This window comes from Streptomyces sp. NPDC058880 (assembly GCF_042742535.1).
Taxonomy (GTDB): Bacteria; Actinomycetota; Actinomycetes; order Streptomycetales; family Streptomycetaceae; genus Streptomyces.
In genome coordinates, this window is record NZ_JBHYMC010000001.1 from 169,781 (window position 1) to 195,615 (window position 25,835).

A 25,835-nucleotide genomic window follows, 5' to 3' on the forward strand; every position below is an offset into this window, starting at 1 on the left:
GGCCACCGGGAGGACCTCATGCCCACACCCGTGGAGACCCGCGGCCGCTTCACCTTCGCCGACTGGGAGGAGACCGCCGTCGGAGCGGCGGAGGGGGCGCCTCGGCTCGCTCACGCCCGCGTCACCAACAGCTTCACCGGCGGCGTCGAGGCAACCGGCACCAGCTGCGACTACACGATCGCGTACACCGGCGAGAGCACCGGGAGCTACAGCGGGATGGAGCTGTTGTCGGGCCGTGTCGACGGCCGCGAGGGACGGTTCGTGCTGGAGGAGCGCGGCACCTTCGACGCCGATGGCACCGTCTGCCGTTTCGAGGTGGTCCCCGGCTCCGGAACCGGGGACCTCGTGGGCCTGACGGGTTCGGGCGGTTTCACCTGCCGCCACGGCGCCAGCTCCGTCGAGTACGCCTTCACCTACACGTTGGACTGAGCACCCGTCGGACGCGCCCGGGGGCGCGGACCGCAGTGGTCCGCGCCCCCGGCGCCCGGTCGGCCTCGGGTCACGGTGCGCCGAAGGTGAGGGTCAGCTGCGGCGTACCGTCGTTGGCCTGGGCTTCGGAGGACCACAGCCACAGGGCGTCCGTGCCGGAGCTGCTGAGCGCCAGGGAGAGGCTGCCTCCGAGCGCCCCTGCGACGGAGCCCGTCGTCAGCGCGGTGGTGTGCACCGCCGAGCCGTCCGGGACTCCCGGGTAGGCGCCGAGGGCGGGGCCGCCCAGGGCGGGACGGTTGTTGTACGTCGTGCCGCTCTCGCTCCACGTGCCGGTGATCGGGAGGACCGAGACGGTGTCGGTCGTTCCGGCGCCGCTCATCGTGCTCGTCTTCACGCTGAGCACGGCCGACTTCAGTACCGTGCCGGCGGGCGCCGCCGGCAGGTCGAAGCGCAGGTAACTCGCGTAGAAGGAGGTGCCACGGACCGCGAGCGACGAGGAGGCGCCGAAGTTGCTCCCGGGGGCGCCCGCATTGGCGTAGGTGTCCTCGGCGGCGGTGACCTGGACCACCGAGTCGGCGGGGGCGGTGGCCAGGGCGTAGTGGTTCTGTACCTGCGCCGCGCTCAGGACGGTCGGGTAGACGGCGCTCTCGTCGAGCTGTCCCGCCCACAGATCGCTGGTCGGGCGGTCGGGCCAGCCTCCGAGGCTGTCGCCGCCGGCGTGCCAGTAGCCGGAGTAGTTCTCGTGGGCGGTGACGGCCAGGGTTCCGCGCTGGACGCCGTCCACGTAGAGGGTCATGCCGCCGGGGCCCTGGGTGGCCACGACGTGGTGCCACTGGTTGTCGTTGTACGCGCCGCTCGTGGTGATGGTGCGGGTGGCCCCGGTGTAGACGCCGAACACCAGCCGGCCACTGTTGGTCATGTAGACGTGCTTGTCGTACTGATAGCTGCCGCGGTCCTGGTTGCTCCCGAAACCGAAGAGCTTGCCGCCGCGGGTGGTGTTCGTCTTGAACCAGGTCTCGACGGTGTAGGCGCTGCCCACCGTCTGCCGCTTGTCCGCGTAGATCCGGGAGTCCGTGCCGTTGAAGCCGATCGCCGTGCTCGCACCGGAGACCGCTCCGGGCGTCTGGCGCAGGGCGGGGGCGTTCATGTGCACGCCGTTCTGGTTCCCTCCGGCCGAGGAGTCCGCGACGTAGGGCAAGATCGCGTCGTCGTAGCGCCAGTACAGCTGGGCCCCGTCGGCACGGATCCGGCTGGGGTAGCTCTCGGGCCCGGTGGGGACGGTCACGCTCGCCGTGGCGGACAGGGCGCTGGTGTTGCCGGCCGCGTCGGTGGCCGTCACCCGGTAGGTGTACGTCTGGCCCGCCGCAACGGTGGTGTCGGTCCAGGAGGCCTGCGGCCGTGTGAAGAAGAGCGAGTCGGCAGCGACCGTGGCGATCGGGGTGGCCGCGCCGTTGCGGTAGATCCGGTAGGTCAGCGCGCTGTCGTCGAGATCGAGACTGGTGCGCCAGCGCACCTGTACCTCGCCCGGCGCGAAGCTCGCCGCGCTCGCCACGGGAACGGTGGGGGCGCCCGTATCGCCAGTGGAGGCGAACCGCGTCAGGCTCTGCTGCGGCGCGCCGTTGACGGTGGTGAACTCACCGCCCACCCACAGGTACTGCACCCCGTTCTTCGAAGCGACCGTCATCACGCGCGGGCCGATGCCCTCGCCGATGCCGTCGTTGGTGTCGGGGGACCAGCCCAGCTTGCCGACGGCGGTGGTCGGCTGGGCGAGCAGGTGGTGGCGCCGGCCGTCGGGGAACTCCCCCACACTGGCGCAGTCGTGGGCGTGCGAGGCGCTGTAGAGGACGTTCTGGTACGGCAGGACGGCTTGAGTGGCACCCAGGCAGGTGTCGCGCCAGCGCTGGCCGAAGCCGGGCAGGTCGAGTGCGATGCGGCCGTCGAAGACGCCGCCGCCGGTGCCCTCGTTGGCGGTGTAGAAGCCGGTCGCGTCGGTCGCGATGTCCTTGACGACGGAGTTGGTCTCGATGAAGCCGGGGTAGGCCTTGGTCAGCGCACCGCTGGCCGCGTCGACGACAGCCAGCGCGTGCGTGTTCGTGCCGTTGACGGTGAAGAAGTCACCGCCGAGGACCACGTTCTCACCGTCGGGGGTGACCTCGACGGCGCGGCCGGGCTCGTCGGCGTCCGCGGTGAAGGGCTTCAGGGACCCGTCGGTGGCGCCCACGGCGGCGAAGCGCCGGCGGGGCTGGCCCGAGACGGTGAGGAAGTCACCGCCCGCGTAGACGGTGTCGCCCGTGACGGCGAGGGCCCGGACGGTGGCTGCGAACGCCGGGCGGAAACCCGTCTTCACCGTGCAGCTGGCCACGTCGATGGCGGCGATGCTGGAGACGGCGGTGCCGTTCACCGCGCCGAAGTACCCGCCGGCGTACAGGGTCGTCTTGTCAGGTGACAGGGCGAGCGCCCGGACCGTCGCCGTGCCGGAGGCCAGGGTGAAGGACAGTTCGCAGGAGGTCGGCGTGCCCGTCGCGGCGTCCAGCGCAACGAAGTTCACGGCCTCCCGTTCGCTGCCAGAGCCGCCTGAGGGCGGTCGCACGGTGGAGAAGGTGCCGCCGGCGAAGACCTGTCCGCCTGCCTCGGCGAGGGCCCATACGACGCCGTTGGGCTGCCAGGCGGACAGCGCGTCGGCGGTGAAGGCGACGGGCGGGGTGACGGCCGCCGCCTGCGGGGCGACGGCGAGGCCCAGCCCGGCTCCGGTGGCGGCCAGGGCCAGGGACAGGGCGAGAGAGAGCGCCGGCCTACGGGATCTGCGCATGAACCCCCCAGTTGAGTGTGCGGTGCGGCCGGAAGGCGCCACTGGCGAGGCATGGCCGAAAACCGCCGAACAGGTGTCCGCGACGATGCTTACGGGCGCACTTTAGATCGGTTCGGCGCTCGGTTCACCCCACTTGGCGCATTTCGGCGACGAGATCACGCCAGAACCGGGGCTGGCGTGCGGTCCTCCACGAGCGTCCGAGCCGCTCGGCCCCGGACGCCCGTCCGCTCGCCCCGTGCCGCCCGAACGGGCCGAGAGCCTCCGCAGGCCGCCCCGCTTCCGCGCCGGTGGGCGGTGGGGCGGCCCGGACTCAGTTCGCCTCGGGGCCGGGCAGGGGACGGCACAGCAGGGCGGCCGGGGAGGGACGCGAGGCGACCCGGGTCGTGAAGGCGATGCCCGCCGCGTACTCTGTGGGCCGGCACTGGCCCTTGTAGTGGCCGAGGGCGTAGTCGCCGCCGGGGCCATCCTCCGGACGGTTGTCACCGCGGTCGAACCAGAGCGTACGCCCGCCCGTCGGCAGGGCGGTGCGGGCCGGGGCGCACAGCGCGGCCGAGACCCGCTCTCCGCGCACGCTGTAGCCGATGAGGAACTGCCCCGCCGGGCACTGGAACTTCGTGTATCCGCCGGCCCAGTCGCCGCCCGCCGGGACGTACCGCTCGTCGCGGACCACGCTGTGCCCGCCGGTCGCGGCGCGCAGGCCGGAGCCGGTGCACAGGCCGCGTCCCCCGGTGTGGGCGAGACCCGCGAGGAGGGAGCCGTCGGGGCAGACGGCCTTGCGGGCGCCCGAGTCCCAGTCGCCGCCGGCCAGGGTGAGCAGCGAGGCGTTGTGGTCGCGGTGGTCGATGGTCAACTGGTGCCAGGCCGTGGCGGCGGGGACGGACCCGGTACGGCCGGGGGCGGCGAGGAGCCCGGACCAGCGGGAGGTCCGCCAGTCCCCCGCGTCCAGGACGCCGCGGCGATGGCCGGCCTCGTCGTAGCGGAGCAGCGCCCAGGTGTCCCCGCCGGGGGCGCCCTGGGCGCCGGTGCTCCAGCCGACGAGGGGCCAGTACGCGAAGTCGGCGTCGGTGCGGGCCAGGTGTCCGGTGAGGCGGTCGAACCAGGTGCGCGGGGCGGCACCGGTCTCGTCGGCCCCGATACCGAACTCACTGATCCAGACGGGGGCGGTGAAATGCGCGCCGGTCTCCGCGGACACGAAGAAGGCCTGGTCATAGAGGGTTTGTTCGAGCTGCGCGGCGGTCATGTCCTGGTAGCGCAGGTCGCTGGTCTCGCCGATGCCGGTGGCTCCGCTGTGGCGGGGGCCGGTGTAGCCGTAGAAGTGGGCCGAGTAGACCAGCTTGTTCGAAACGACCAGGGTGTGCGACAGGGTCCGCGCGGGGGTGAGGGCGGGACGGCCGTGCGGGAAGCCGTCCACGGGCAGGCCGAACCAGTTGATGCCCTCGACCACGATCAGCAGGTTCGGGTTGGCCTCGGTGAGGATGCGGTCGGCGGCCTCCTGGGCCGCCGCGTGCCAGTCGTGGTTGTCGCCGAGGCCCCAGTTGGGGTCGTCCCAGACGTCCCGGCGGACCTCGTTGTAGAGGTCGGCTCCGACCACGCGCGGGTTGTCGCGGTAGCGGCGGGCGAGGAAGACCCAGTCGTCCGCCCATCGGGCCGTGGAACGTCCGCTGTTCCAGCGTTCGTTGCCATCGAGACCACAGCACCAACGGGTGGTGACGGTGTGGTTGTTGAGGATGACGGCGAAACCACCCTCGGTGAGGGCGGCGACCACGGCGTCGAAGACCTGGAGCGGGGTGCGTCCGCGCAGGGCCGGGTTGGCCGCCACGGCCGCGTCCGGGACCGGGGTGGTGGTGTGCAGCATCTCGTTGGAGAAGGGCAGCCGGACGCTGTTGAGACCCAGGGCGCGGAAGTCGGCGAGCAGGGTGGGCAGGGGTACTCGGTCCAGGCCGAGGGGGATCCCGTTGGCGTTCTGGCCGCTGTGGTGGGTGGCGGGGTCGTTTCGGTCGCCGGAGCCGTTCCAGGAGCCCTGGGCACCGTCCCAGTTGCCGGAGCGCAGGCGGAACCGGTTGCCCTGCGCGTCGACGATGTAGCGGCCGCGCGTGGAGAGCGGCGGGGTCCAGGAGTCACCGGGACCGGCGGCCGTGACGGTCTCGGCCGCCGGGGCTGCCGCCGGGATCTGCGCGGCCTGGGCGGGCACGGCGCCGGCCGCCAGCAGAAGGGCGCACAGGGCGGTGCGTAACAGGCTCTTCATCTCGCTCCTACCGGGTCCGGCCGCCCGGCCGGGCGGTTGCCGCGGGTCAAGTTACCGGCGGGTCGCCACCGTGGGAAGTCGCACACCCGAACCCGTTCGGTGCAGCCCCACCGCTGTCGCGGCCCGGACCGGAACCACCAGATCCGGCCGCCTTGGCCCGCTCACCCACGGCCACCCTGCGGAAACGGCCCCGCATGGGGCCGCGCCCCTCTACCGTGCCCTGAGGGAACGGGGGCTCGGCAGCGGAGGGCGGGGCGGGATGAACGAGGAAGAGGACATGCGGCTGGCGGGGATGACGCCCGAAATCTCCCGGCGCACCCTCGTCATGCTGCGCGGCCTCGCCGGCCTGGAGCCGCCGGAACAGGTCCCGGAGGAGGCCATGATCGTGGCCGACGCGGTCCTGGCCGAGTTCGGCACCGACGGGCTCCGGGTCCTGGTGATGACGCTGGCGGCCTGGGCCACGGCCCAGATCGAGAACGTCTCCGAGCTGAGTGGGCGCAGCCACGAGGCGGTGCTGGACGCGATGGAGCTGGCGTGCATGGAGGCGAACGCGGAGGACTAGACCGGCGCCTGCCCCGCCGGACACGGCCCCGACCCGGGGCCCACGCGTCAGCGGGAAAGGAGCGCCACGGCCAGGGCCCGTTCGACCCGCTTCGGCGACACTGGGAGCAGCAGGAGCGTCGCGGGGGGTCCGATCGGAGGCCGTCGTGAGCACACCTTCCCCCATCCGAATCGCCGCCGTGCTGTCCGCGGAGCACCGTGGACGACTGATGGCGCAGGCCCATGAGGTCAACTTCCCGGAGAACGCGCGGATCTTCGACGAGGGCCACCGGGCGGTGTCCTTCTGGATCGTGCGCTCCGGCACAGTGACCCTGGAGGTCCCGGTGGCCGGCCGCCGGCCGGCGCAGGTGGAGAACCTCGGCCCCGGCGAGTTGGTCGGCTGGTCCTGGCTCTTCCCGCCGTACGTCTGGCAGCTGGGTGCGGAGGCGATGACGCCGGTGCGCGCGTACGAGTTCGACGCGGCGGCCGTACGGATGCTGATGGACGCCGACCCGGCCTTCGGGTCCGCGATCGGGCACTGGGTCGGCCGCGTACTCGCGATGCGGCTCCAGCAGACCCGCACCCGGCTGCTGGACCTGTACGCCCCGCGTCTCGGCGCGGCCGGCTAGCGGGCGTTCCGGACGGCGCCGAAGGGAAGCCGCAGTCGAGGCCCCTGCGTCCGGGGCGGAGAAAGCCCCCGGACGTGGCCCTCCCCGCCCTGTTGCGGGCCGGTTACGGCGGGCCGCCGCATGTTTCGGGGAGATGTCCCGGTCGGTGTTCGGCCGATTCACGGACCCGCTCCCGCACAGGTCACCCCTCCCACACGGCTGCGGTCTGCTGTCATTCGCACACGATCAGTGACGAAAATTGGAGGTGCGAACGGGCGTTCGCGGCCCGCGTCGGCAAGACTGCGTCCGCTATCCGAAACACCAACCCAAGGGAGTGTTCGAAATGCGGTCCATTGCAAGGGGTCTCGGACTCGGCTCCGCCGCCGTGGCGCTCACCGCGCTCACCGCGGTGGCCTGGCCCGGCACGGCCGGCGCCGCGCCGGCCGGCGCGCAGAGTCTGTACGCGCCGTCCGCGCTGGTGCTCAGTGTGACGGCCGGCCCGGACGCCGACACCGGCACGGTACTGCGGGCGGTGACGCTCGTCTGCGCGCCCCGGCCCGGCGGAACCCACCCGAACCCGGTGACCGCATGCCGTGAGCTGCGTGCGGTCGGCTCGCAGCTGGACCCGCTCGCGGCGCCAGCCCCCGACGCCGTCTGCACGAGGGAGTGGGACCCGATGACCGTGACGGCCGACGGGGTGTGGCAGGGCCGCCGGCTGCACTACACGTACACCTTCGCCAACCCCTGCGGGCTGCGGAACACCACGGGCGCCCTCTTCGGCTTCTGATCCCGCGTGAGGCGACCGGCCGGGCGGCGCCGTGCGACCGCCGCCCGGCCCACCGCCCGAGTCGGCGGCTCCTCAGCCGAGTTCGAGGCTGGTCACACCGAACAGCTCGGCCAGGGCGAGCTCGGGGACCGGACCGGTGTACATCCGGGCGGCCTCGAAGGTCGGAACCAGCCCGAGGCCCTTGAAGAGCGCGGTCGCCTCCGGGTTCGCGTCCGGGGCGTCCACCGCGACCAGCCCGCCCGGTGCATGCCGTGCGAGCCGCCGCAGCAGGGCCGCCGCCACCGCCGGGGTGGCCGCGTACAGGGGACCGATCCGGTGGGCGGCACTGCACGGGCGGATCACCCCGAGGCCCTCGATCCGGCCGTCGCGGACGGCCGCCAGCGCGGTCCGGCCGGGCAGCCCGGTCCACGCGGACAGGAAGGCGTCCCGCGGCGCGGGGAAGAAACGCCGGTCGTAGGCGGCGAGGAGGCCGAAGGGGAGCGTGGCGGCGTCCACGATCTCGACCCCTTCCTCACTGGTCGCGTCGTCACCGCCCTGGGGCACGCCTTCGACACGGATGTTGTTCCAGGCCGAACGGAACCCGGACCTGCGGTAGTTGTCCTGCTGCTCGACGACCCCGTCCAGGCCGATGAGCCGGCCGTCGAGGCGCTCCATCCCGGCACGCCAGAGCCGGATGCCGTAGCCGCGGCCCCGGAAGGCCGGGCGGGCGATGTAGAAACCGATGAAACCGAAGCCTGCTCCGTAGCGGACGGCGGAGATGCAGGCGACCGGCTCCCCGTCGAGCCGCCCGACGAGGAAGCCCTCGGGGTCGGCCACGGCGAAGGCGAAGCGGTCCGAGTCCCCCGGGTTCCAGCCTTCGTCCTCGGCCCAGCGGCGGATCATCTCCATGTCCGCGGCGCTCGCCCCGATGATCTCGAATCCCGTCATAGCCGTGTTGTACCAGATACGGATGATGTGCGCAGGAGCGCCCGATCGGCCGCCGTCCTCGTCGGCGGCGCACCGGACACCGTCCGCCGGGCCCGTCGCGGGCAGGCGCGCCCGCGCTGGCGGGGCGGCGGCCGATCGCCGAACGGACCGCTCAGCCCGCGCAGATCACGTCGTCGATCCGGATGGGCCGGGAGTCGAGTCGTACGTACGCGGTGAAGGTGTCGGTGCCGTCCGAGCCCCAGTGGGTGGTGACGGTGGCCCAGCCGACCCCGGCCGCCGGGGCGACGGTGACCGGACCGATGCCGATGTCCTGCGGTTCGCCCTGCGCGCAGAGCAGGACGTCCCGTTCCGCGTTCGCCTGCTGCCTGTCCCGCAGGACCTGCGAGACGTGGTGGAGGCGGTCGTGCTCGGACGGGCCGTGCTCCCGGTAGAAGCGGGTGAGGAAGCGGCCGATCCGATCCGCGGTGTGCCCTTGCGAGGCGACCGGGGGCGCGACGGGTGCGGGCACCACGGCCGCGAGCACGGTGGGCGCGGCGACCGCGGGGTCGGGCGGCATGAACGGCAGCGCCAGCAGGGGCAGCAGCAGGGCACCAAGGCTGTGGGACGTCAGCGTCATGTCCGGTCTGTACCCGCCCGGTCGGTCCCCCGGAAGCACTCGCCGCGGATCTCACTCCTGTGGGGGCCGGGATTCACCGCAGACGCCCGCCCCCTGCGGCCCCCGGGCCGCAAAAGGCCTCGCGGGCGGGTGGCGGCCGTACGTAGGGTCGAGGCATGAGGAAGCCACTCGTAGCCGTGTTCACCGGGGCCGGGGTGTCCACGGACTCCGGAATCGCGGACTACCGGGGACCACAGGGCCTGTGGCGCCGTGAACCCGAAGCCGAGAAGCTCGTGACGTACGAGTACTACATGGCCGATCCGGAGATCCGGCGGCGGTCCTGGCTGATGCGGGCCGAGATCGGCGCCCTCGGAGCGCGGCCGAACGCAGCGCACAGGGCGGTGGCCGGGCTTGAGCGCGCCGGCACCCCGGTCCGGGTCCTCACCCAGAACGTCGACGGGCTGCACCAGCGCGCCGGGATGCCCGAACGGAAGGTGTTCGAGCTGCACGGCACCGCCCGGTCGGTGGTCTGCACGGCGTGTCACGCGCGGTCCGGAATGGACCGGGCACTGGCCCGGGTGGCCGCCGGGGAACCGGATCCCGCCTGCCTGGCGTGCGGCGGGATCCTCAAGGCGGCCACCGTGATGTTCGGCCAGCGGCTCGACCCCGTGGTGCTGGGACGGGCCACGGCCGTGGCGAAGGGGTGCCAGATCTTCGTCGCCGTCGGGTCGACGCTGCAGGTGCAGCCGGCCGCCTCGCTGGTGGCAATGGCCGCGGAGGCCGGGGCCCGGCTGATCATCGTGAACGCGGAGGAGACCCCGTACGACGCCCTCGCCGACGAGGTCGTGCGCGAGCCGATCGGAACCGCGCTGCCGGCACTGCTGGACCGAATCGCCGAGCGCGGCGCCTAGGCTGTCGCATTCGGGTCTTACGGGTCAGGCAAGATCCGGAAGAGACGGCCTGACACTGTGACCAGGAGGGCTTGCCGGCCACAGCGCTAGCGGGGCTGATCCGCGTCGGCGGCCCGGCGCATCCGCGCCACGTCCAGCTTCTTCATCGTCATCATCGCGGCCATGGCCCGGGCGGCCCGCCGCGGGTCCGGGTCGCTGACCAGGTCGACGACCCCCGGCGGGATGACCTGCCAGGACACACCGAACCGGTCCTTGACCCACCCGCAGGCGGACTCCTGGCCACCGTCCCTGGTCAGCGCATCGTAGTAGTAGTCGGCCTCGGACTCGTCGGCGCAGTCGATCTGGAAGGAGATCGCCTCGGTGAAGCGGAACTGCGGCCCACCGTTGAGGGCTACGAACCGCTGCCCGTTGATCTCGAACTCGACGGTCATCACCGACCCCTCCGACTCGGGGTTCGCCTCGGTGTAGCGCGCGATCCGCCCGAGCCTGCCGTCCTTGAAGACCGACAGGTAGTACGCGGCAGCCGCTTCCGCGTCGCCGTCGAACCACAGACACGTGGTGAATCCGTTGCCGCTCATCTCTGCCTCCAGGCCGGTGGGTGGACGGGTGGTAGCGCTCCACCCATACAGACCGGCCCCGAACCCGAAATTCATCGGCGGGTCCGGGGCCGGTCCTCCTTCGGCCGGGAATGCGACCGTACGGCCTACTTCGCGGGCTCCGCGCCCATGGCGAGCATCCGGTCGACGACCCGCTCGGCGGCGTCGCCGTTGTCCAGGTCGCAGAACTCCTCGCGGAACGCAGCCCGCGCCGAGGCGTACTCGGCTCCGATCGCGTCCACGTTGCGCACGGCCTCGATCAGGCTCGGCGAGTCGGCCAGCAGCGGGCCGGGGGCCTTCTCCTCCAGGTCGAAGTTGAAGCCGCGCAGCGTGCCGCGGTAGTGCTCCAGGTCGTACGTGAAGAGCAGGATCGGCCGGTCGGTGAGCGCGAAGTCGAAGATCGCGGAGGAGTAGTCCGAGATCAGTACGTCGGCGACCAGCAGCAGGTCGGTGGCGTCGGGCCAGCGGGACACGTCGACGACGAAACCGTCACGAACGCCCTCGCGGACCTGCTCGGTGACGTGGTGGTGGCCCCGGATCAGCAGGACGTGGTCCTCGCCGAGCTCGCGGCGGGCCTGCTCCAGGTCGATCCGCTGGTCGAGCTTGTAGCCGCCGGACCAGCCCTCGCAGTTCTCGCGCCAGGTGGGCATGTAGAGGACGACCTTCTTGCCCTCGGGCAGGCCGAGCCGGCGCCGGACCTCGGCGATCCGCTGCGCGTCCGGCTTCACCAGCGCGTCGGTGCGCGGGCTGCCGACCTCGATGACCTCTCCGTCGTAGCCGAGGGCGCGCTTGAGCACGGGCGTCGCGTACGAGCTCGGCGAAGCCAGCAGCGACCACTGGGCGCTGTCGTGCGCGAGCCCCTCCAGGATTTCCGGGCTCGTGTAGTAGTCGTGCACGAAGTCGTGCCCGATCTGCTTGATCGGCGTGCCGTGCCAGGTCTGCACGACCACCTGGCCCGCGCGGCGCTGGAACAGCGCCGGCACGCTGTCGTTGGTCACGACGTAGCGGGCACGGGCCATGAGTTCCCAGGACTCCACGCTGTCGTACTGCACGGCGCGGGCGGTCGCAGGGACCTCGGCGCGGCCGTCCTTGACCAACCAGACGTGCTCGACCTTCTCGCCGCGGCGCAGCAGTTCCTCGTGGATGGCGCGCGGCGCGTCGCCGGCGCCGTAACCCTGGAAGGTGTCGTAGACGACGATGTCCTTGACCGGCAGGGCGCGCTGCGCCGGGTAGGTCTCGAAGCGGGCGACGCGCTGCGCGTGGCGGGAGCGGTCGTGCGGGCTCAGCAGCGGGTCGGCGACGAGCGCCATGCGGTCGTGGAAGCGGGTCTCGATGCGCATCCGGCGGCCCTGGACGGTGACGGGGTGCGGACCGGAGAAGAGGAGCCCGGGGCACATCTGGACCGGGGCACCGCGGTCCACGCCGAGCAGGCCCGCGGTGGTGCCGCCCTCGGCGGCCGGGCGCAGCGTGGGCCACCAGCGGCCCTCGGGAAGCGTGGTGCGGCCGGCGAAGGGCTCGGGGAGCACGGGCCGGAAGGTGGCTTCGAAGGCGCCGCCGTCCCGGGTGACGGGGTAGCTGAACTCCATGCCGTGCGCGTTGTGCAGGACAAGCTCGTAGGGCTCGTCGGTGGGCGCCGCGAAACGGCCCCGCAGGGTCAGGGTGCCGTCCTCGGCCCGGACCTCGTCGACGAGCGGCGGGGAGGGCTGCACAGAGAGGGTGAGGTGGCCGGTGTTGCCGCGCTTGACGAACAGGGCGCGGCCCGCGCTCTGGCCGGGCAGGGGCAGGACGAGGCCGTTGAAGCCGCCGCGCTCGTCGTGGGCCAGGCGGTGCTCGACGCCGTCGGCACCGACCACGGAGAGGCTCCACGGCTCGGGGCTCCACCCGCCGGGCTCGCACGCGGCGTCCGGTACGGCGGCCAGGTCGGCCAGCCCGACCCGGGCGGTGAAGGGGGTCGGGCCGGCGGTGGCGGCGCCCGTCTCCAGTGGGAATTCGAGGCTGGTGCCGGTGGTGACGTGGACGGCCTTGAGGCGGATGGCGTCGACCCCCGGGGAGAGTTCGCCGATGATCTCGACGGCGTCGTCACCGGCGGGCCGGGCGTCCAGCCCGCGGGCGCGGGTCGTCTCGACCTGGATGGTGAGGGCGCCGGAGACGGCCGGGACGATGCGGACGTCGGGGGCGACCCAGAACGGGGGCGGGTTCTGGCCGGTGTCGTGCTCACCGCCGCGGAGGCGGGCACGGTGCAGGCCGCCGGCGCCGGTGACGGCGATGGAGGTGGTCCACGTCCCGTCGTGCCACTTGCCGCCCGACTGGAAGATCGCGGGGTCGACGACGGCGGTGAAGCCGGCCCAGTCGGCGTGCCGGAGGGCGAGGTGCGGCGACTTCACGGTGGCCATCGGGGAGGCGACCGTACGAGTGCTGACGACGGAGCGGCGCCGCTTGCCGCGCTCGCGGAAGACCAGCATCTTGCGCGAACCGAGGCGGCTCTCCGCACCGAGGTGGCCGGGCAGGGCGTAGCCGCGCAGCAGCAGCTTGCCGTCGGACCACGCCGCCTGCTCCAAGCGGCTGACGACGCGGAGCTCGCGCGTGCCCAGGGTGAGGATCCTGGCGGGGACCGGCGGGCGGCCCTGCAGGAAGGGGTAGTCGGCCTGCGGGCGGGCGAGGCCCTTGACCGGCACGCTGTAGCTGAAGTCGCGCTGGTGGTTCAGGAGCGCGATGAAGTCCTCGACGCGGCCTTCGCCGGCGAGGTAGGCCTTGAGACGGTCCGCGACGGTCAGGTCGGACCAGGGACCGGTGCCGATCTCACGGACGAGGCCGCCAACCTCCTTGACGAACGCGGCGCGGAAGTCGGGGCCGCCCTCGGCGACGTACTTGTAGATGAGCGGGAGTTCCTCGCTCAGCACGTTGTGGTCGTAGTCGCGCAGATAGCGCTCGTACGTGGCGCCCGGCTTCGCCTTGAGCGACTCGCGGACCAGGCGGACGGACTTCACGCGGTCGATGAGGGAGACCGGGTCGGTGGAGCGCTGGGTGATGGAGCGCTCTCCGGTCTCGCGGACGCGCCAGTTGTAGACGAAGTCGCTGAGGATGTCGACGCTGGAGGCGAAGTAGTGCGCGGGGATGCTGACGGGGGCGTCCTCGTAGAGGATGCCCTCCGGGTACTGGAAGCCGTGCTCGTCCCAGAAGGTGCGCCGGTAGACCTTGTTCCAGGCGGTGCGGTCGGTGACCAGCGCCGGGAACCTGGAGATATGCGTCCGCAACTGCGTCCTGGCGAAGGCGGCCCGGTGGCCCCACGACGGGTTCATGCCGACCGAGCGGAAGCGCTTGACGTTGCCTCCGGCGAAGTCGGAGCCCGTCTCGTCGAGGGCTTCGATCAGCCGCTGGTAGGCGTAGTCCGGCATGGTGTCGTCGCTGTCGACGAAGGCCAGGTACTCGCTGTCCGGGTGGATGTGGCGGGCGCCGGCGTTGCGGGCCGCGCCGAGACCGGCGTTCTCCTGCATGACAACCCGGAAGCGCTTGTCACGCGCGGCGAAGGCCTTGGCTATGACGGCACTGGTGTCCGTGGAGCCGTCGTCCACCAGGATGGCCTCGAAGTCGCCGAAGGTCTGAGCGGCGATGGATTCCAGGCACTCGTCGAGGTAGAGCTCGACGTTGTAGACGGGGACGACGATGCTCAGGCGCGGGGGCATGGGTGGCGGTTTCTCCAGCGTTTTTTTGCTTGTTCGATGATCAGCTCACAGCATCTTACTCTGTAACAGAGCTATAAACTCCACCCATATGGGGCATCGGGAACTGATCGCCGGAGCGGACGGCAAAGAATTCAGCCGTCCGCCACTTCGACGCTGCGATGGAACGCTGTCCGTCCCGGTCGGCGGCCGGTTCAGATCTCCAGTTCGGCCTCGATCCTCTTCAGCTGATGGCGTGCCATGGCGAGGTTGGCCCGCTTCTTGTCGAGCGCCAGGTAGAGGAAGAAGCCCACGGACGTCCGCCCCTTCATGAGCCGGATCAGGTGGTACTGACTCCCCAGCGTGATGAGGATGTCCTCGATCTCGTCGTTCAGGCCGAGGAGCTCCATCGTGCGGACCTTGGCACGCACTACGTCGGTGTTGCCGGCCGCGGCGACCGAGAGGTCGAGGTCCTTGCCACCGCCGATGGTGCCGAGGGCCATGCCGCTGCCGTAGTCGACCAGGGCCGCGCCGATCGCGCCCTCGATGAGGGTGGTGGCTTCCTTGAGCGCGGTCTCCACGTTGACCATGAGAGGTACCTCTTTCTCGTTGTGCTGTAACCGATTGCGATGTGATGTGACGTGCTGGAGTCGCCCCGCGCGCGGCGGGGCCCGTGTGCGGTCGGGCCCGTGCCCGGATCAGACCGGCCCGGCGCCGGAGCCCCGGCGCGCGAGCACGCGTTCGATGAGTTCAGCGATGCGCACGCTGGAGCGCCGCGCCTCCAGATGGAGGCGCCCGACATTGACGCGCGGCTCGGCGGTCAGGGTCAGGACGGCCGCCGCGCCCGCCGCGTAGGTGGCCACGTACCCGTCGGCGCCGCGTACGAGCAGCTCGCGGAACGCTCCCTGACCGGTGCTGTCACTGAGCCGCTGGGCCACGCCGAGGGCGGCGGCGGTCAGTGCCGCGACGGCCTCGGCCTCGGCGGCGGCGCTGTCCTGGGCGAGGACGAAGCCGTCGGAGCTCGCGGCGAGGGCACCGGTGAGCTGGGGTACGCGGGCCCGCAGCCTGCGGAGCTCGGCGAGTATCTCGGCCTCCGCCTCGGGGGGCACCGTACTCATGTCGGCCTTTCTCCTTTCGGGCTGCCTACGCTCGGAGCGGTCGGCGCGTAGGGCCGGTCGCAGCGGGAGCCTCACAGGCTTGCCTCCAGTGCGTCGCGTAACCGGCGGAGCAGCGCCACGTCCGGGGATTGGGCCTGGGTCATCCAGTCGGGCAGGGGTACGTCGACCGGCGGGGGGGCCGGGCTGTGCGGCGTTTCGACCAGTCCGGCGGCCGCGAGGCGGCGTACGTCGAGCAGGGTGTGGAAGGCGGGCCGCCCCAGTACCCAGGCCAGGTCGGCCGGGGTGCGCACACCGTCCGCCCGCTCCAGCAGGGTCCGCTGCCGCGCGGTGACGGTCTGACCCGGCGCGGCCGCCCGCGGCACCACCGGGGCGGTGTCGAGCAGCGGGTACGGCCAGACCGCGTCGAGCAGTTCACGGCGGCGCCGGGTCTCCCGTTCGACGGCGGCAGCCGGAACGGAGCGGACGGAGCCGATCCAGTGGGTGGCTCCTCGGCGGAACCGAGAGGGGCCGCTCCCCGGGGACAGGGCGAAGAAGGCGGCGTCGAAGATGGCGGCGAGATGGCATATTTCGAGCTCCCCGCCGGCCAGCCCGCCGCTGTCCACGAGGAAGCGGGCGACCTGGCGGCGGGCCCCGGCCCGGTCCACCGCCTCGCGCCACCGTTCGGGGGCGAGGCCGCCACCGGTGGTGAGGAGGACGTCGAGACCGGGGGTGGCGGGGCTCTCCGCGTGGACTATTCGGCCGTCCTCCAGGAAGAGGGTGCCGCGGTCGCGGAGCAGGGCACCGGTGGCCCGCTCCGCGGCGAGCCGGGTGAGGAGGGGGGACACGGCCGCCAGGGCGTTCGAGGCCGTTGCCGGGGTGGTCACCGGAGCACCAGCCCTTCGGCCAGGGCCCTGAGTTTGAGGCGGGCGAGGGCGAGGTTGCCCTCGGCCCGGTCGAGCCAGACGTGCAGGAAGACGCTGCTGTCGAAGCTCGTCTCGACGAAGCGCAGGACGTGGTAGCCACTGCGGGTGGTGACGATCAGGTCCTCGACGGGCGGGCCGGGCGGGCCCACCACGTCACCGAGGGCCGGACCCTCCTCGGCGCGGGCGAAGGACTCGTACTCCGCGGCCGCACGGGCCAGCTCGGCGGTCTCGGCGGCGGTGGTCTCGTGGTCCCCCACGGGTGATTCCCCGATGGTGCCGAGAGCCAGCCCGCTGCTCCAGTCGACCAGCGCGGCCCCCCGCGCACCAGGCAGGGCCATGGCTTCGAGCAGGCATTCGTCGATCCCGGGCACGCGGGCTCCCCTCCCGGCCGGACGTGCGGTGTGCACGGTTGTGCGGCGCGACAGGAGGGAACTTACTCAAGTTCGGCAGGGCGAAAGGGCGTTCTGGCATTTTCCGCTGGAACATGCCATTCAGCGTGTAAGAGCTTGGCCGGAACGCGTCGGAAATTGATCACGAAGCCAGCGGAAGATCGTCAGCGAGGCGGAACGCGCCGCCCTCCCGCTCGACGTAGCCCTCGTGGCTGAGGGTGCGGAGAAGGTGGTAGACGGTCGGCAGGGGGATCCCGGTGACCCGCGCGAGCCGTTTGGCGGTCGCCCCGCCCTCCGCGTGCATCGCCTCCACGAGCCGCAGGGCCCGCTGCACGGAACCGATCAGGGTGGGTGTGCTGTCTTTGTGGATGCGGTCGGTCCCCATGAATGGTCCCCCTGCTCCGTTACGACGCCTGGCGGAACCATCAAAGTCCTTCGCAGGCCGCAAAACCAGCGGACTCGCGTAAACCCGAGCATAAGATCACCGGACCCGGGTGCCGGTCAGCGGGTGCGGGTGACGTACGCGGGGAGCGGGGTGTCCGCGATCAGGCGGTGCGGCAGGGCCAGCCCGAAGCGGCGCTCCAGGACGGCGAGGAAGCGCCGCTCGCGGTCCCCGTCCGGCTCATCACCCGCTCCGGCGTCGGCGCCGTCGGGGCCCAGGATGCCCGCCCCGACCAGCTCCGGGAGCAGGAAGTCCGGCCGGTGGCCGCCGCGCCAGCACTCCTCGCCGAGCCCGAAGCAGCACACCAGCTCGCCGTCCCGGGCGTACGCGAACTGCTTCGGCGGACGGTCGGGCTGCGGGTCGAGGTGAACGGCCTCGGCGCCGGCCCGGGAGACCTCTGCGAGGCGTTCCGCCCCGGCCGGCAGTCCGTGCTCGACGGCGAAGGACCAGCCGCCCCAGCTGCCGACCCGCGCCACGCCGTCGCCGTCCTCGGTCTCGCCGACCATGTTCCAGGCGGCCGGCGCGTCGAGCGGCCCGGGGCGGACGCCCGCCACCGCGCCGAGCCGCACGGCCAGCTCGCCGGGCTCGATACCCCGGGCGAAGGTGAGGCCGGCGAACCATTCACCCCAGTCCGCCAGCCACTGGATCCCGTAGGTCCTGCTCTCGGCGATGTCGGTCATCCTGCGCTCCCCACGGTCCTGCCGCGACGCTGATGCTTCCCCCACCGGCACGATAGTCAGTCCGCGGGCCGCTGTGGGAGGAGCCGCTCGACCATCGTCTCGATGAGGCCCTCCACCGGGTGGGCCTCCAGCATGGCCGGAACGGTCAGGTCGTCCACGATCAGCCCCAGCATCGCCAGGTAGAGCAGGACCACGCCCTGCCGGTCGCCGGGCAGGCCGGCCCCCAGGTGCCAGTCGATGTTCGCCTCCAGCTCCGCGCCGTGGAAGGCGGCCAGCTCGGCCTGGAGCTCCGGGCGCCGCAGGCCTTCGAGCCGCAGCTCCAGCATCGCGATGTGGACGCTGCGCTCGCGCCGCATGCGCTCCAGGAGCCGCCCGAGCAGCACCTTCGTGTCGAGCGGGCCGGTCAGGTCCGCCTGGTCCGGCACCAGTCGTTCCCGGGTGCGGTGGAGGATCTGCACGAGCAGCTGGGCCCGGTTGGCGAAGTAGTTGGAGGCGGTGCCGGTGGGCACCGCGGCCTCCGCGTCCACCGCGCGCAGCGTCAGGCCGCGCGAGCCCTCGCGCGCCAGTACCTCGATGGCGGCGTCGAGCAGCGCGGTGCGGCGCTGCGGGTTCTGGCGCATGGGGCGGTTCCCTGGGTCGGTGGGCGCCCGCTCCCCAGCGGGCTTCCGGCCGGATTCCCGGCACTCGGGATCACTGCATGTGCAGTGCTTTGCCCACGGTAGCGGACGCCTTGCCTCCGGCCTCCCCCGCCTCCCCGGCCTCTCCGGCCTCCCCCGGGGGCCTGCGCCCGCTACCCTTCCCGCCCGGCGGCCCCCGCCGCCTTCCGTTGCCTCGCCGACTCCAGCAGGAACGGCACGTCGATGACGGCGACGCCCGGCGTGAACAGCAGGCGCGCCTTGAGCCGCAGGGCGTTCTGGTTGTGCAGGGGCTGCTCCCACCAGTGACCCACGACGTACTCCGGGATGACCACGGACAGGATGTCCGTGGCCGGGTCGGCGGCCAGTTCCTCGACGTGCGCCAGGATCGGGCCCACCACCTCGCGATAGGGCGAGTGGAGGATCTTCAGCGGCAGCCCGGGATCGTGCTCCTCCCACGCCTCGCGCAGCCGTGCCGCCTCCGCCTCCTCGGCGGCGACGGTCACCGCGGTCAGGGTGTCGGGGCGCAGCCCCTGCGCGTAGCCGATGGCCTTGAGGGTGGGCGCGTGCACGGCGGCGACCAGGACGAGCACATGGTGGCGGGCGGGCCGACGCGGCGTGCCGCCGGGTGCGACGTCCACCTGCCGGGCGACCTGGTCATAGTGGCGGCGCACTCCCTTCATGCCGAGGAAGAGCAGGGGCATGGCGATGACGACCAGCCAGGCCCCGTGGGTGAACTTGGTGACGAGGACGATGACGAGGACCAGGGCGGTCAGGGTGGCGCCCACCGCGTTGATGGCCAGCCTGCGGTGGATGTGGACCCGCTCCTCGCGCGGGGTGGCGGGCGAGGCGAGCGCCTTGCGCCAGTGCCGGACCATGCCCGACTGGGAGAGGGTGAAGGAGACGAACACGCCGATGATGTAGAGCTGGATGAGGCGGGTCAGCTCCGCGTCGAAGGCCACGATGAGGGCGACGGCGGCGAGGGCGAGGAGCACGACGCCGTTGGAGTAGACGAGCCGGTCGCCGCGGTTGTAGAGCTGGCGGGGCGCGTAGCGGTCCCTGGCGAGGATCGAGGCGAGCGTGGGGAAGCCGTTGAAGGCGGTGTTCGCGGCGAGGATCAGCACCCCGGCGGTGACGGCCTGGAGCAGGTAGAAGAGGAAGTGCCAGCTGCCGAAGGTGGCCCGGCCGATCTGGGCGAGGGCGGTGGAGGTCGCGGTCCCGGGGGGCAGGCCCAGTTCGGTGGGGTCGGCCGCGACGTGCACCTCGTAGGCCATCGCGAGGGCGGTGATGCCGGCGAACATCGTCACCGAGAGGAAGCCCATCGCGGCAAGGGTGGTCGCCGCGTTCCTCGCCTTGGGCTTGCGGAAGGCGGGGACGCCGTTGCTGATCGCCTCGACGCCCGTGAGCGCGGTGCAGCCGGAGGCGAAGGCGCGCATCGCCAGGAGCACGAGGGCGAGCCCGGTGTAGGTGCCCTCCGCGACGATCGGCAGGTCCGCGGATTCGGCGCGGATGGTCTGACCGGTGCCGAGCCGTACGGCGGCGACGGCGAACATGAGGTAGATGACGAGCACGAAGCCGTAGGTGGGAACGGCGAAGACGCGGCCCGACTCCCGGACGCCGCGCAGGTTCATCAGGGTGAGCAGCGCCACGAAGGCGACCGACAGGACCACGTCGTGCTCGGTCAGGGCGGGGATCGCCGAGGTGATGGCCGAGACCCCGGAGACGACGGAGACCGCGACGGTCATCACGTAGTCGACGAGGAGGGCGCTGGCCGCGGTGAGCGCGGCGGTCTGCCCGAGGTTCTCGGAGCTGACGACGTACGCGCCGCCTCCGCCCGGGTAGGCGTGGCAGGTCTGGCGGTAGGAGGCGATGACGACGACGAGCAGGAAGACGATGGCGGCGGCCGCATACCAGGTGAGGTGGAGCAGGGCGACCCCGCCGAGGGCCAGGATCAGCAGGATCTCCTCGGTGGCGTAGGCCACCGAGGAGAGGGGGTCGCTGCAGAAGATCGGCAGGGCGAGCCGTTTGGGAAGCAGGGTCTCGCCGAGCCGTGCGGTGTCGAGGGGTTCACCGACCAGCACACGCTTCGCATGGATTCGCCTCATTCGGGCATGATCGTCCATTTCCCCCGGTGGACATCCCTTTGCAGGGCTGTGTCACTCGGCGAGCTCCTCGGCCCGGTGGGCCAGCCACAGGTCGTACCGGACGCTCGGGGACTGCAGCAGCGAACGCTCCAGTACGGCCTCGATGCGCGCCAGCCGCTTGCGGGCGCCGGGTACGGAGACCCCGAGCGCGGCCGCGGCCGGAACGAGCCGGGCGTCGTGCGCCAGCCAGGTGCGGACGGTCGCGCGGGCCCCCGCGGGGGCCTCCGGTCCGGTCAGCCTGCCCAGGTGGGCACGGGCCCAGTCGGTCAGCCGCGGATCGCGCAGGACCGCGTCGAGCCCGGAGGCGGCCACCGGGGCCGGCGCGCCGCCGCCCGGCCCGGCTCCCGGCGTCAGCCGCAGCGCCAGCGAGAGCGCCGCCTGGTCGCCCAGGCGCGCGAGGTCCAGTCCGAGCAGCGTCTCCACCAGCCGGATCCTGGCAGACAGGGTGTTGCGGTGGACCTTCAGCAGCCGGGTGGCGTGCGAGCCGAAGTCGAGCCAGGCATGGGCGGTGGCGCGCAGTTCCTGCCCGCCGGGGTCCTGCGGACGCCGGGGCTCGTACGCGTGCAGCGGCGCCAGCAGAGCTGCGGCCCAGTCGGCCCCGGCCTCGTGGGCCGCGAGCGCCAGCTCCGGGCCCGGGCCGAAGCGGGCGTGCCGTTCACCGCGGCCGCGGGCGACCGCCAGGGCGTGGAAGGCCTGGGAGTAGGCGGTCGGCGCCTGGCTCAAGGCGACTTCCCCGCTGACCCCGATGGCGCAGTCCGGGGCCACCGCCGCCAGCGCCCCGGCGAGGGGGTCGTGGTCGACGGACACCGCCTCCGCGTCGGCGGGCACCAGGATGATGAGGTGGCTCACGTAGACCGGGCAGCGCACGATCCAGGCCCGGCCTCCGGTCAACTCCTGGCACAGCCTCGCCACTTCGGCGCGCCGGCCGGTCCGGCACTCGGCGATGTACATCCGCATCGGGTCGGGCAGCGGCGGCCGCAGCGCCTCGGCGATCTGGTGGGCGGTGGAGAGCCTGCCGTTCATCAGCAGGTGGAGCACGGCTTCGCGGGCGCGCGCCTCGGCGACGGCGGCGCGCTCCTCCCGCCGCTCCGCGTCCTCGGCGCGCAGCACGAGGGCCAGCGGCACAGCCGCGTCCGCCATCAGCGCGGGCGCGTCGGGCGGGTGCGACGCGGGCAGTACGGCGGCCAGCACGCGCCCGGCGTCCAGCGCGAACAGCAGGGTGGCGGATCCGGCGCCGTGCAGGACGGCCGACCGTACGCCGCGGGCGCTCATCTCGGCGGCGCCGCGGACGGCGGCCTCGGGCGGCCGCTGCCCCCGCCGGGCTGCTTCCGAGGCGAAGGCGCCGTGCTCGGCGGCGGGATCGGAGTGCACCACCCCGGTCCATCCGCCGAGGCGGGTGGCGAGCCATTCCAGCAGCGCGGCCGACCCTCCGCCGTGGGCGAGCCGGTGGACTTTCAGTACGTCGTCGGACCGTGACACCGGCGCATTCAACCACCCGTCGCACACTGTGCGCTGTGATACCGGTCTCGCCCGCTCACTGGGCAGGTCGAAGCCTGCGTACGGGCGCTCTCCCGCATAAGTTGGTCCACGAGCGGACGGGTCCCGGGGTCCACAGGAAACACCACGGGGGAGGCGCCGGGATCCGCCGCTCACATCCTGGCTGCCGCGCTGCGGATGGCCTCCCGGATGCTGAAGTAGGTGCCGCACCGGCAGATGTTGGCGATCTCGTCGATGTCCTCGTCCGTGGGCTCGCTGGTGCGCCTGAGCAGCGCGACGGCGGCCATGATCTGACCGGGCTGACAGAAACCGCACTGGGCGACGTTCTGTTCGAGCCAGGCCTCCTGCACCGGATGGAGGTCCTCCCCGTTCGCGAGGCCCTCGATCGTCGTCACCGCCCGGCCCGCGCACGCCGACACGGGCACCACGCAGGGGCGGACGTCCACCCCGTCGAGGTGGCTGGTGCACGCCTTGCAGACGTCCACCCCGCAGCCGTACTTGGGGCCGCGTACACCCAGTAGGTCGCGGAGCACCCACAGCAAGGGCAGGTCGTCGGGCGCCTCCACGGTGACGCTCCGCCCATTGACGGTGAAGGTGTGCGACGGCATGGCGTACTCCTGGCTCTGCGGCCAGTGCGGTGGCCGGAAGGGTGCGCCGGCTCGCGGCGTCCGGTGCGGTGCATCGCACGGCGGAGAGGGCCGCGGCTCGTACTCGGCGTACTCGCGCGGTCCGACGACGCAGCGAGGCGCCGTGCCGGGGGCCGTGAGGCGGTGAACTCTTCCGGTCACAGCACTAGCGGGGGTAGGGGGTGAAGTCGACGTCGAAGTCGAGGGGAAAGCTGCGCGGCTTCGAACCGGTGGCCCGGGCCCATGCGTTGGCGATCGCGCCGACCGCGGCGGGCACGCCGAGCTCGCCCGCGCCGCCCGGCTCCGCGCCGGTGGCGGGGAGCACGAAGACGCGCAGGTCCCGCGGGGTGTCGCGTTGCTGCGCCCAGTGGAATTGGCTGTAACTGCCCTCCATCGGGAGCCCCTTGTCGATGTGGAGTCCGGCGCGCAGCGTGGTGGAGATCGCGTCGGTGAGGCCGCCCGCCATCTGGGCCTCCAACCCGCGCGGGTTGACCGGAAGGCCCACGTCCACGGCGATGACGGCCCTGGTGACGCGCACGTGCCGCCGGTCGCGGGTGTCGATCTCGACGAGGCAGGCCGTGCGGGACTTGTACTCCTCGTGGAAGGCGATGCCCTGCGCGCAGCCGGGCTCCATCGCCCGCCCCCAGTGGCCCTCCGCCGCCACCTTGTCCAGTACAGCGCGCTGGGCGTCGGTCTTCAGGAAGGTGCGCCGGAAGCGGTACGGGTCCCTGCCGGTGGCGGCGGCCAGTTCGTCGACCATGATCTCCTCGGCCCCGCGCGTGTTGGCGGAGTACACCGAGCGCCACGAGGCGGTGGGGATCCCGGTCTGCACCTCGGCGAGCGCCTGGGTGGTGAGGCCGAAGTGGTACGGGGACTTCACGGTGGTCAGGAACAGGGTCTGGGCGAGGGTGGCGTTGCCGATGCCGGGCGGCAGGTGCGCCGCCGTCGCGCTGATGATCTCGCCTAGCCCGTGCCGGAAGTCGGTCTCGGCGGCGGCAACACGGTGTTCGAAGCTGAGGACCTCGCCCAGCAGGTGCGTGGCGCGGATCTTGTGGTGGGTGGCGGGGCGCATCCGCCCATGGCGGGTGTCGTCCACCCGGGTCCACATCAGCCTGACCGGGAGGCGGCAGGCCCTGGAGACCCGGGCGGCCTCCAGGGCGGCGTCGAAGAAGAGCCGTCGACCGAAGGAGCCGCCGGCCTGGACGACGTGCACCGTCACCTTGTCCAAGGGCAGTCCGAGGTCGGCGGCGATGGTCTGGCGGGCGACGACGGGTGACGTGAGGCCGGACCAGATCTCGGCGCGGTCGTCGCGCACGTCCGCGACAGCGCAGTTGGTCTCCATCGGGGCGTGGCTGACGACCGTACGGACCGCCTCCGGTTTATTACCGGCACGTAGAGTAGCGATCGGGCGGGCCGGTGGGAAGCCTCGAGACCGTCGCCCCACTCGGAAGGTGTCATCCGTTCGGGGGTATCGCGAGGCGCGCACTGAACCGACTGCCGCGGGCACACGTCCGCGTGAACACCTCGCACACATCGGGCGTTTGATCGAGCCACAGGGGATGGGTGGCCGAATTCCAGCCACCTGCCGCGGACGCACCACCCGCCCCACCGGCCGACTTGCGCACCGAGCCGCCGAGCCCCCTCTGACCGGATTCGTTCGCACGTCGCGAAGGGCCCGACAGGACTCGGGCATATGTCAGAAGCAAGAACGTAGCGGATGTTGCCAAACGCCTTACACAGTGTCGCCGCCTGTGCAACAGTCGTTACCGGTCCTTCCTTCAGACTTGGCCGTGCCGCGCCTGTATCGGAGTTCTCATGCCGTCCCACCTCTTCGCGGACCGTCCCGCGCAGCCGCCGGAGCCGGGGTCGGTGGACGCACTGATCTCTCAGACCCGGCGTCTGCGGGGAGACGTGGACGCGGTCCGCCGCGAAACCGTCGTGGACGACGACGACGCCCAGGGCCGCTGGCAGCGCGCGCTGTGCGACCTCGCCGTGCACCACCTCGATGACCTCCGCGAGCACCTCGGTCAGCTCAAGGAGGGCCTGCCCCCGGTCCCCGAGGCGGTGGCGTTCCCGCGGGCGGCGCCGGAAGTGGCACCTGAGGCCCAGACCCGCGTCGGCAGCGCCGAGTGGAACCTGCTGACGGACGAGGTCCACTGGTCCGACGAGCTGTTCCAGATCTTCGGCCGGTCCCCCGAGTCGGGTGCGCTCCCCCTCGACGAACTGGGCTCCACCCTGTTCTCGGAAGACCAGCCGCTGCTCACCGCGTGGGTCACCGCCTGCCTCGTGGACGGCAGGCCCATCGACGGCGAGTTCCGCATCGTCCGGGCCGACGGCCGGGTCCGGACGTTACACATGAGGGGCGAGCCGGTACTCGACTCCGACGGCTGTGCGGCCTCCATGTGGGCCGTACTGCGGGACGTGAGTGAACTGCGCCGGAGCCAGCGGGCGGTGCGCGAGTCCCGTGACTCGCTGCAGCGCCAGCGGGAGATCGCGCAGACCGAGCACCGGCTGGCGGTCGAGCTGCAGGAAGCCGTGCTCCCCCCGTGGCGCGGCTCCCTGCGGTTCCCGCACAGCGACACCGGCACGCTGGACGTGGCCGCGCACTACCTGCCCTCCGCGACCAGCGCGCTGATCGGCGGGGACTGGTACGACGCACTCGAACTCCCCGACGGCGGATCGATGCTGACGGTCGGCGACCTCACCGGGCACGGTGTGACGGCCACCTCCGGAATGGCGATGATGCTGGGCGCCCTGCGCGGTATGGCCATGGCCGGGATCGCGCCGGGCCCGCTGATGGGATGGCTCAACCAGCTCCTGGAGACCTCCGTCCAGCCCGCGCTCGGCTCGGCCGTCTGCTGCCGCTACGATCCCGCGCGCCGGGTACTGTCCTGGGCCCAGGCAGGCCACCCCGCCCCCCTGCTGTTCCGCCGTGGTTCGGGCCGCGCCCTGACCCCGCCGGAGGGCGTGCTGCTGGGCGCGACCTCAGGGGCCTCGTACGGACAGGCCGAGGAGCGGCTGGAGGTGGGCGACCTGCTGGTCCTGCACACCGACGGCCTGACACCGCGCAGCATCGAGTTCAGCCGGGCGGACGGGACCGAGCGGCTGCTGGCCCTCGCGCCGCGGCTCTGTGCGGCGCGGTCGGCGCAGGACTGTATGCGGCTCGTGATCGAGGAGTTCACCGAGAACGAGCGGGAGGACGACGCCTGCGTGCTGGTCGCCCGCGTCGCCGGATAGCCGGTCCGGTCACGGCCGGCCGCGGAGCCGATCGTGGGGACTTCGGGGCCGCGCCGGAG

General features: G+C 72.4%; 23 protein-coding genes. 6 read left to right on the forward strand and 17 right to left on the reverse strand.

The window, feature by feature from the left end; genetic code table 11:
• Positions 1 to 18 precede the first annotated feature (18 nt).
• Positions 19 to 429, forward strand: coding sequence for a DUF3224 domain-containing protein (locus tag ACFW2G_RS00765; RefSeq protein ID WP_384580172.1), 411 nt, complete (start codon positions 19 to 21; stop codon positions 427 to 429).
• A 70-nt stretch (positions 430 to 499) separates the two neighbouring features.
• Here the strand turns inward: ACFW2G_RS00765 and ACFW2G_RS00770 are convergent, their stop codons facing one another.
• Entirely contained in the window at positions 500 to 3,238 is a 2,739-nt protein-coding gene (locus ACFW2G_RS00770; RefSeq protein ID WP_384444687.1) for a DNRLRE domain-containing protein, read from the reverse strand.
• A gap of 310 nt (positions 3,239 to 3,548) precedes the next feature.
• Positions 3,549 to 5,483 carry a glycoside hydrolase family 5 protein gene (locus tag ACFW2G_RS00775; RefSeq protein WP_384580171.1) on the reverse strand — a complete coding sequence of 645 codons (1,935 nt, stop codon included), beginning with the start codon at positions 5,481 to 5,483 and terminating at the stop codon, positions 3,549 to 3,551.
• A gap of 259 nt (positions 5,484 to 5,742) precedes the next feature.
• On the opposite strand from ACFW2G_RS00775, the gene ACFW2G_RS00780 reads away from it, so the two are divergent.
• The 3 genes from ACFW2G_RS00780 to ACFW2G_RS00790 all read left to right on the forward strand — a co-directional run bounded on the left by ACFW2G_RS00780 (position 5,743) and on the right by ACFW2G_RS00790 (position 7,418).
• The gene (locus ACFW2G_RS00780; RefSeq protein WP_037922027.1) at positions 5,743 to 6,045 is read left to right on the forward strand and encodes a hypothetical protein; all 303 of its coding nucleotides are present in this window, start codon (positions 5,743 to 5,745) and stop codon (positions 6,043 to 6,045) included.
• Between the two features lie 145 nt (positions 6,046 to 6,190).
• Complete coding sequence (locus ACFW2G_RS00785; protein ID WP_037922024.1) at positions 6,191 to 6,652, forward strand: Crp/Fnr family transcriptional regulator; 462 nt, start codon at positions 6,191 to 6,193, stop codon at positions 6,650 to 6,652.
• A gap of 322 nt (positions 6,653 to 6,974) precedes the next feature.
• Positions 6,975 to 7,418 carry a subtilase-type protease inhibitor gene (locus tag ACFW2G_RS00790; protein ID WP_384444692.1) on the forward strand — a complete coding sequence of 148 codons (444 nt, stop codon included), beginning with the start codon at positions 6,975 to 6,977 and terminating at the stop codon, positions 7,416 to 7,418.
• A gap of 72 nt (positions 7,419 to 7,490) precedes the next feature.
• Here ACFW2G_RS00790 and ACFW2G_RS00795 read toward each other — a convergent pair whose 3' ends face one another.
• Positions 7,491 to 8,345, reverse strand: coding sequence for a GNAT family N-acetyltransferase (locus tag ACFW2G_RS00795; RefSeq protein WP_384580169.1), 855 nt, complete (start codon positions 8,343 to 8,345; stop codon positions 7,491 to 7,493).
• Positions 8,346 to 8,496: 151 nt separating this feature from the next.
• The gene (locus tag ACFW2G_RS00800) at positions 8,497 to 8,961 is read right to left on the reverse strand and encodes a hypothetical protein (RefSeq protein ID WP_384580167.1); all 465 of its coding nucleotides are present in this window, start codon (positions 8,959 to 8,961) and stop codon (positions 8,497 to 8,499) included.
• Positions 8,962 to 9,116: 155 nt separating this feature from the next.
• Between ACFW2G_RS00800 and ACFW2G_RS00805 the strand changes: the two genes are divergently transcribed.
• Positions 9,117 to 9,851 (forward strand): NAD-dependent deacetylase, encoded by a 735-nt coding sequence (locus ACFW2G_RS00805; RefSeq protein ID WP_384580165.1) that lies wholly within the window; start codon positions 9,117 to 9,119, stop codon positions 9,849 to 9,851.
• Positions 9,852 to 9,937: 86 nt separating this feature from the next.
• On the opposite strand, the gene ACFW2G_RS00810 is transcribed toward ACFW2G_RS00805, so the two are convergent.
• From ACFW2G_RS00810 to ACFW2G_RS00870, 13 genes are all read right to left on the reverse strand, one after another.
• A complete protein-coding gene (locus ACFW2G_RS00810; protein WP_384444698.1) occupies positions 9,938 to 10,429 on the reverse strand; it encodes a VOC family protein in 492 nt (163 codons plus the stop codon).
• 125 nt (positions 10,430 to 10,554) lie between these two features.
• Positions 10,555 to 14,130: a CDP-glycerol glycerophosphotransferase family protein gene (locus tag ACFW2G_RS00815; RefSeq protein ID WP_384580164.1), complete on the reverse strand. Its 3,576-nt coding sequence runs from the start codon at positions 14,128 to 14,130 to the stop codon at positions 10,555 to 10,557.
• 191 nt (positions 14,131 to 14,321) lie between these two features.
• A complete protein-coding gene (locus ACFW2G_RS00820; protein ID WP_037922008.1) occupies positions 14,322 to 14,696 on the reverse strand; it encodes a hypothetical protein in 375 nt (124 codons plus the stop codon).
• 108 nt (positions 14,697 to 14,804) lie between these two features.
• The gene (locus ACFW2G_RS00825; protein WP_037922006.1) at positions 14,805 to 15,224 is read right to left on the reverse strand and encodes a roadblock/LC7 domain-containing protein; all 420 of its coding nucleotides are present in this window, start codon (positions 15,222 to 15,224) and stop codon (positions 14,805 to 14,807) included.
• 71 nt (positions 15,225 to 15,295) lie between these two features.
• Positions 15,296 to 16,087: a transcriptional regulator gene (locus ACFW2G_RS00830; protein ID WP_384580162.1), complete on the reverse strand. Its 792-nt coding sequence runs from the start codon at positions 16,085 to 16,087 to the stop codon at positions 15,296 to 15,298.
• Positions 16,084 to 16,497: a hypothetical protein gene (locus ACFW2G_RS00835; RefSeq protein ID WP_037922004.1), complete on the reverse strand. Its 414-nt coding sequence runs from the start codon at positions 16,495 to 16,497 to the stop codon at positions 16,084 to 16,086. Before ACFW2G_RS00835 ends, ACFW2G_RS00830 begins: the two co-directional genes overlap by 4 nt.
• A 160-nt stretch (positions 16,498 to 16,657) precedes the next feature.
• Positions 16,658 to 16,900 (reverse strand): helix-turn-helix domain-containing protein, encoded by a 243-nt coding sequence (locus ACFW2G_RS00840; protein ID WP_037922002.1) that lies wholly within the window; start codon positions 16,898 to 16,900, stop codon positions 16,658 to 16,660.
• A gap of 116 nt (positions 16,901 to 17,016) precedes the next feature.
• Entirely contained in the window at positions 17,017 to 17,637 is a 621-nt protein-coding gene (locus tag ACFW2G_RS00845; RefSeq protein WP_384444704.1) for a DUF6461 domain-containing protein, read from the reverse strand.
• Positions 17,638 to 17,693: 56 nt separating this feature from the next.
• The gene (locus ACFW2G_RS00850; RefSeq protein ID WP_384444706.1) at positions 17,694 to 18,257 is read right to left on the reverse strand and encodes a TetR/AcrR family transcriptional regulator; all 564 of its coding nucleotides are present in this window, start codon (positions 18,255 to 18,257) and stop codon (positions 17,694 to 17,696) included.
• A gap of 170 nt (positions 18,258 to 18,427) precedes the next feature.
• A complete protein-coding gene (locus ACFW2G_RS00855; protein ID WP_384580160.1) occupies positions 18,428 to 20,377 on the reverse strand; it encodes an APC family permease in 1,950 nt (649 codons plus the stop codon).
• Positions 20,378 to 20,428: 51 nt separating this feature from the next.
• Positions 20,429 to 21,895 carry a helix-turn-helix domain-containing protein gene (locus ACFW2G_RS00860; protein ID WP_384444710.1) on the reverse strand — a complete coding sequence of 489 codons (1,467 nt, stop codon included), beginning with the start codon at positions 21,893 to 21,895 and terminating at the stop codon, positions 20,429 to 20,431.
• A 170-nt stretch (positions 21,896 to 22,065) separates the two neighbouring features.
• Positions 22,066 to 22,521 carry a (2Fe-2S)-binding protein gene (locus tag ACFW2G_RS00865; protein ID WP_384580158.1) on the reverse strand — a complete coding sequence of 152 codons (456 nt, stop codon included), beginning with the start codon at positions 22,519 to 22,521 and terminating at the stop codon, positions 22,066 to 22,068.
• Positions 22,522 to 22,705: 184 nt separating this feature from the next.
• Positions 22,706 to 24,232 (reverse strand): molybdopterin cofactor-binding domain-containing protein, encoded by a 1,527-nt coding sequence (locus ACFW2G_RS00870; RefSeq protein WP_384680810.1) that lies wholly within the window; start codon positions 24,230 to 24,232, stop codon positions 22,706 to 22,708.
• A gap of 122 nt (positions 24,233 to 24,354) precedes the next feature.
• Between ACFW2G_RS00870 and ACFW2G_RS00875 the strand changes: the two genes are divergently transcribed.
• The gene (locus ACFW2G_RS00875) at positions 24,355 to 25,776 is read left to right on the forward strand and encodes a PP2C family protein-serine/threonine phosphatase (RefSeq protein ID WP_384444714.1); all 1,422 of its coding nucleotides are present in this window, start codon (positions 24,355 to 24,357) and stop codon (positions 25,774 to 25,776) included.
• Positions 25,777 to 25,835 lie beyond the last annotated feature (59 nt).

Excerpts from the sequence above, each read along its gene's own strand:
- ACFW2G_RS00765 (WP_384580172.1), top strand. The coding sequence starts at position 19 with ATGCCCACACCCGTGGAGACCCGCGGCCGCTTCACCTTCGCCGACTGG.
- ACFW2G_RS00770 (WP_384444687.1), bottom strand. The coding sequence starts at position 3,238 with ATGCGCAGATCCCGTAGGCCGGCGCTCTCTCTCGCCCTGTCCCTGGCC.
- ACFW2G_RS00775 (WP_384580171.1), bottom strand. The coding sequence starts at position 5,483 with ATGAAGAGCCTGTTACGCACCGCCCTGTGCGCCCTTCTGCTGGCGGCC.
- ACFW2G_RS00780 (WP_037922027.1), top strand. The coding sequence starts at position 5,743 with ATGAACGAGGAAGAGGACATGCGGCTGGCGGGGATGACGCCCGAAATC.
- ACFW2G_RS00790 (WP_384444692.1), top strand. The coding sequence starts at position 6,975 with ATGCGGTCCATTGCAAGGGGTCTCGGACTCGGCTCCGCCGCCGTGGCG.
- ACFW2G_RS00795 (WP_384580169.1), bottom strand. The coding sequence starts at position 8,345 with ATGACGGGATTCGAGATCATCGGGGCGAGCGCCGCGGACATGGAGATG.
- ACFW2G_RS00800 (WP_384580167.1), bottom strand. The coding sequence starts at position 8,961 with ATGACGCTGACGTCCCACAGCCTTGGTGCCCTGCTGCTGCCCCTGCTG.
- ACFW2G_RS00805 (WP_384580165.1), top strand. The coding sequence starts at position 9,117 with ATGAGGAAGCCACTCGTAGCCGTGTTCACCGGGGCCGGGGTGTCCACG.
- ACFW2G_RS00810 (WP_384444698.1), bottom strand. The coding sequence starts at position 10,429 with ATGAGCGGCAACGGATTCACCACGTGTCTGTGGTTCGACGGCGACGCG.
- ACFW2G_RS00815 (WP_384580164.1), bottom strand. The coding sequence starts at position 14,130 with ATGCCCCCGCGCCTGAGCATCGTCGTCCCCGTCTACAACGTCGAGCTC.
- ACFW2G_RS00820 (WP_037922008.1), bottom strand. The coding sequence starts at position 14,696 with ATGGTCAACGTGGAGACCGCGCTCAAGGAAGCCACCACCCTCATCGAG.
- ACFW2G_RS00825 (WP_037922006.1), bottom strand. The coding sequence starts at position 15,224 with ATGAGTACGGTGCCCCCCGAGGCGGAGGCCGAGATACTCGCCGAGCTC.
- ACFW2G_RS00840 (WP_037922002.1), bottom strand. The coding sequence starts at position 16,900 with ATGGGGACCGACCGCATCCACAAAGACAGCACACCCACCCTGATCGGT.
- ACFW2G_RS00845 (WP_384444704.1), bottom strand. The coding sequence starts at position 17,637 with ATGACCGACATCGCCGAGAGCAGGACCTACGGGATCCAGTGGCTGGCG.
- ACFW2G_RS00850 (WP_384444706.1), bottom strand. The coding sequence starts at position 18,257 with ATGCGCCAGAACCCGCAGCGCCGCACCGCGCTGCTCGACGCCGCCATC.
- ACFW2G_RS00855 (WP_384580160.1), bottom strand. The coding sequence starts at position 20,377 with ATGAGGCGAATCCATGCGAAGCGTGTGCTGGTCGGTGAACCCCTCGAC.
- ACFW2G_RS00865 (WP_384580158.1), bottom strand. The coding sequence starts at position 22,521 with ATGCCGTCGCACACCTTCACCGTCAATGGGCGGAGCGTCACCGTGGAG.
- ACFW2G_RS00870 (WP_384680810.1), bottom strand. The coding sequence starts at position 24,232 with ATGCCCGAGTCCTGTCGGGCCCTTCGCGACGTGCGAACGAATCCGGTC.
- ACFW2G_RS00875 (WP_384444714.1), top strand. The coding sequence starts at position 24,355 with ATGCCGTCCCACCTCTTCGCGGACCGTCCCGCGCAGCCGCCGGAGCCG.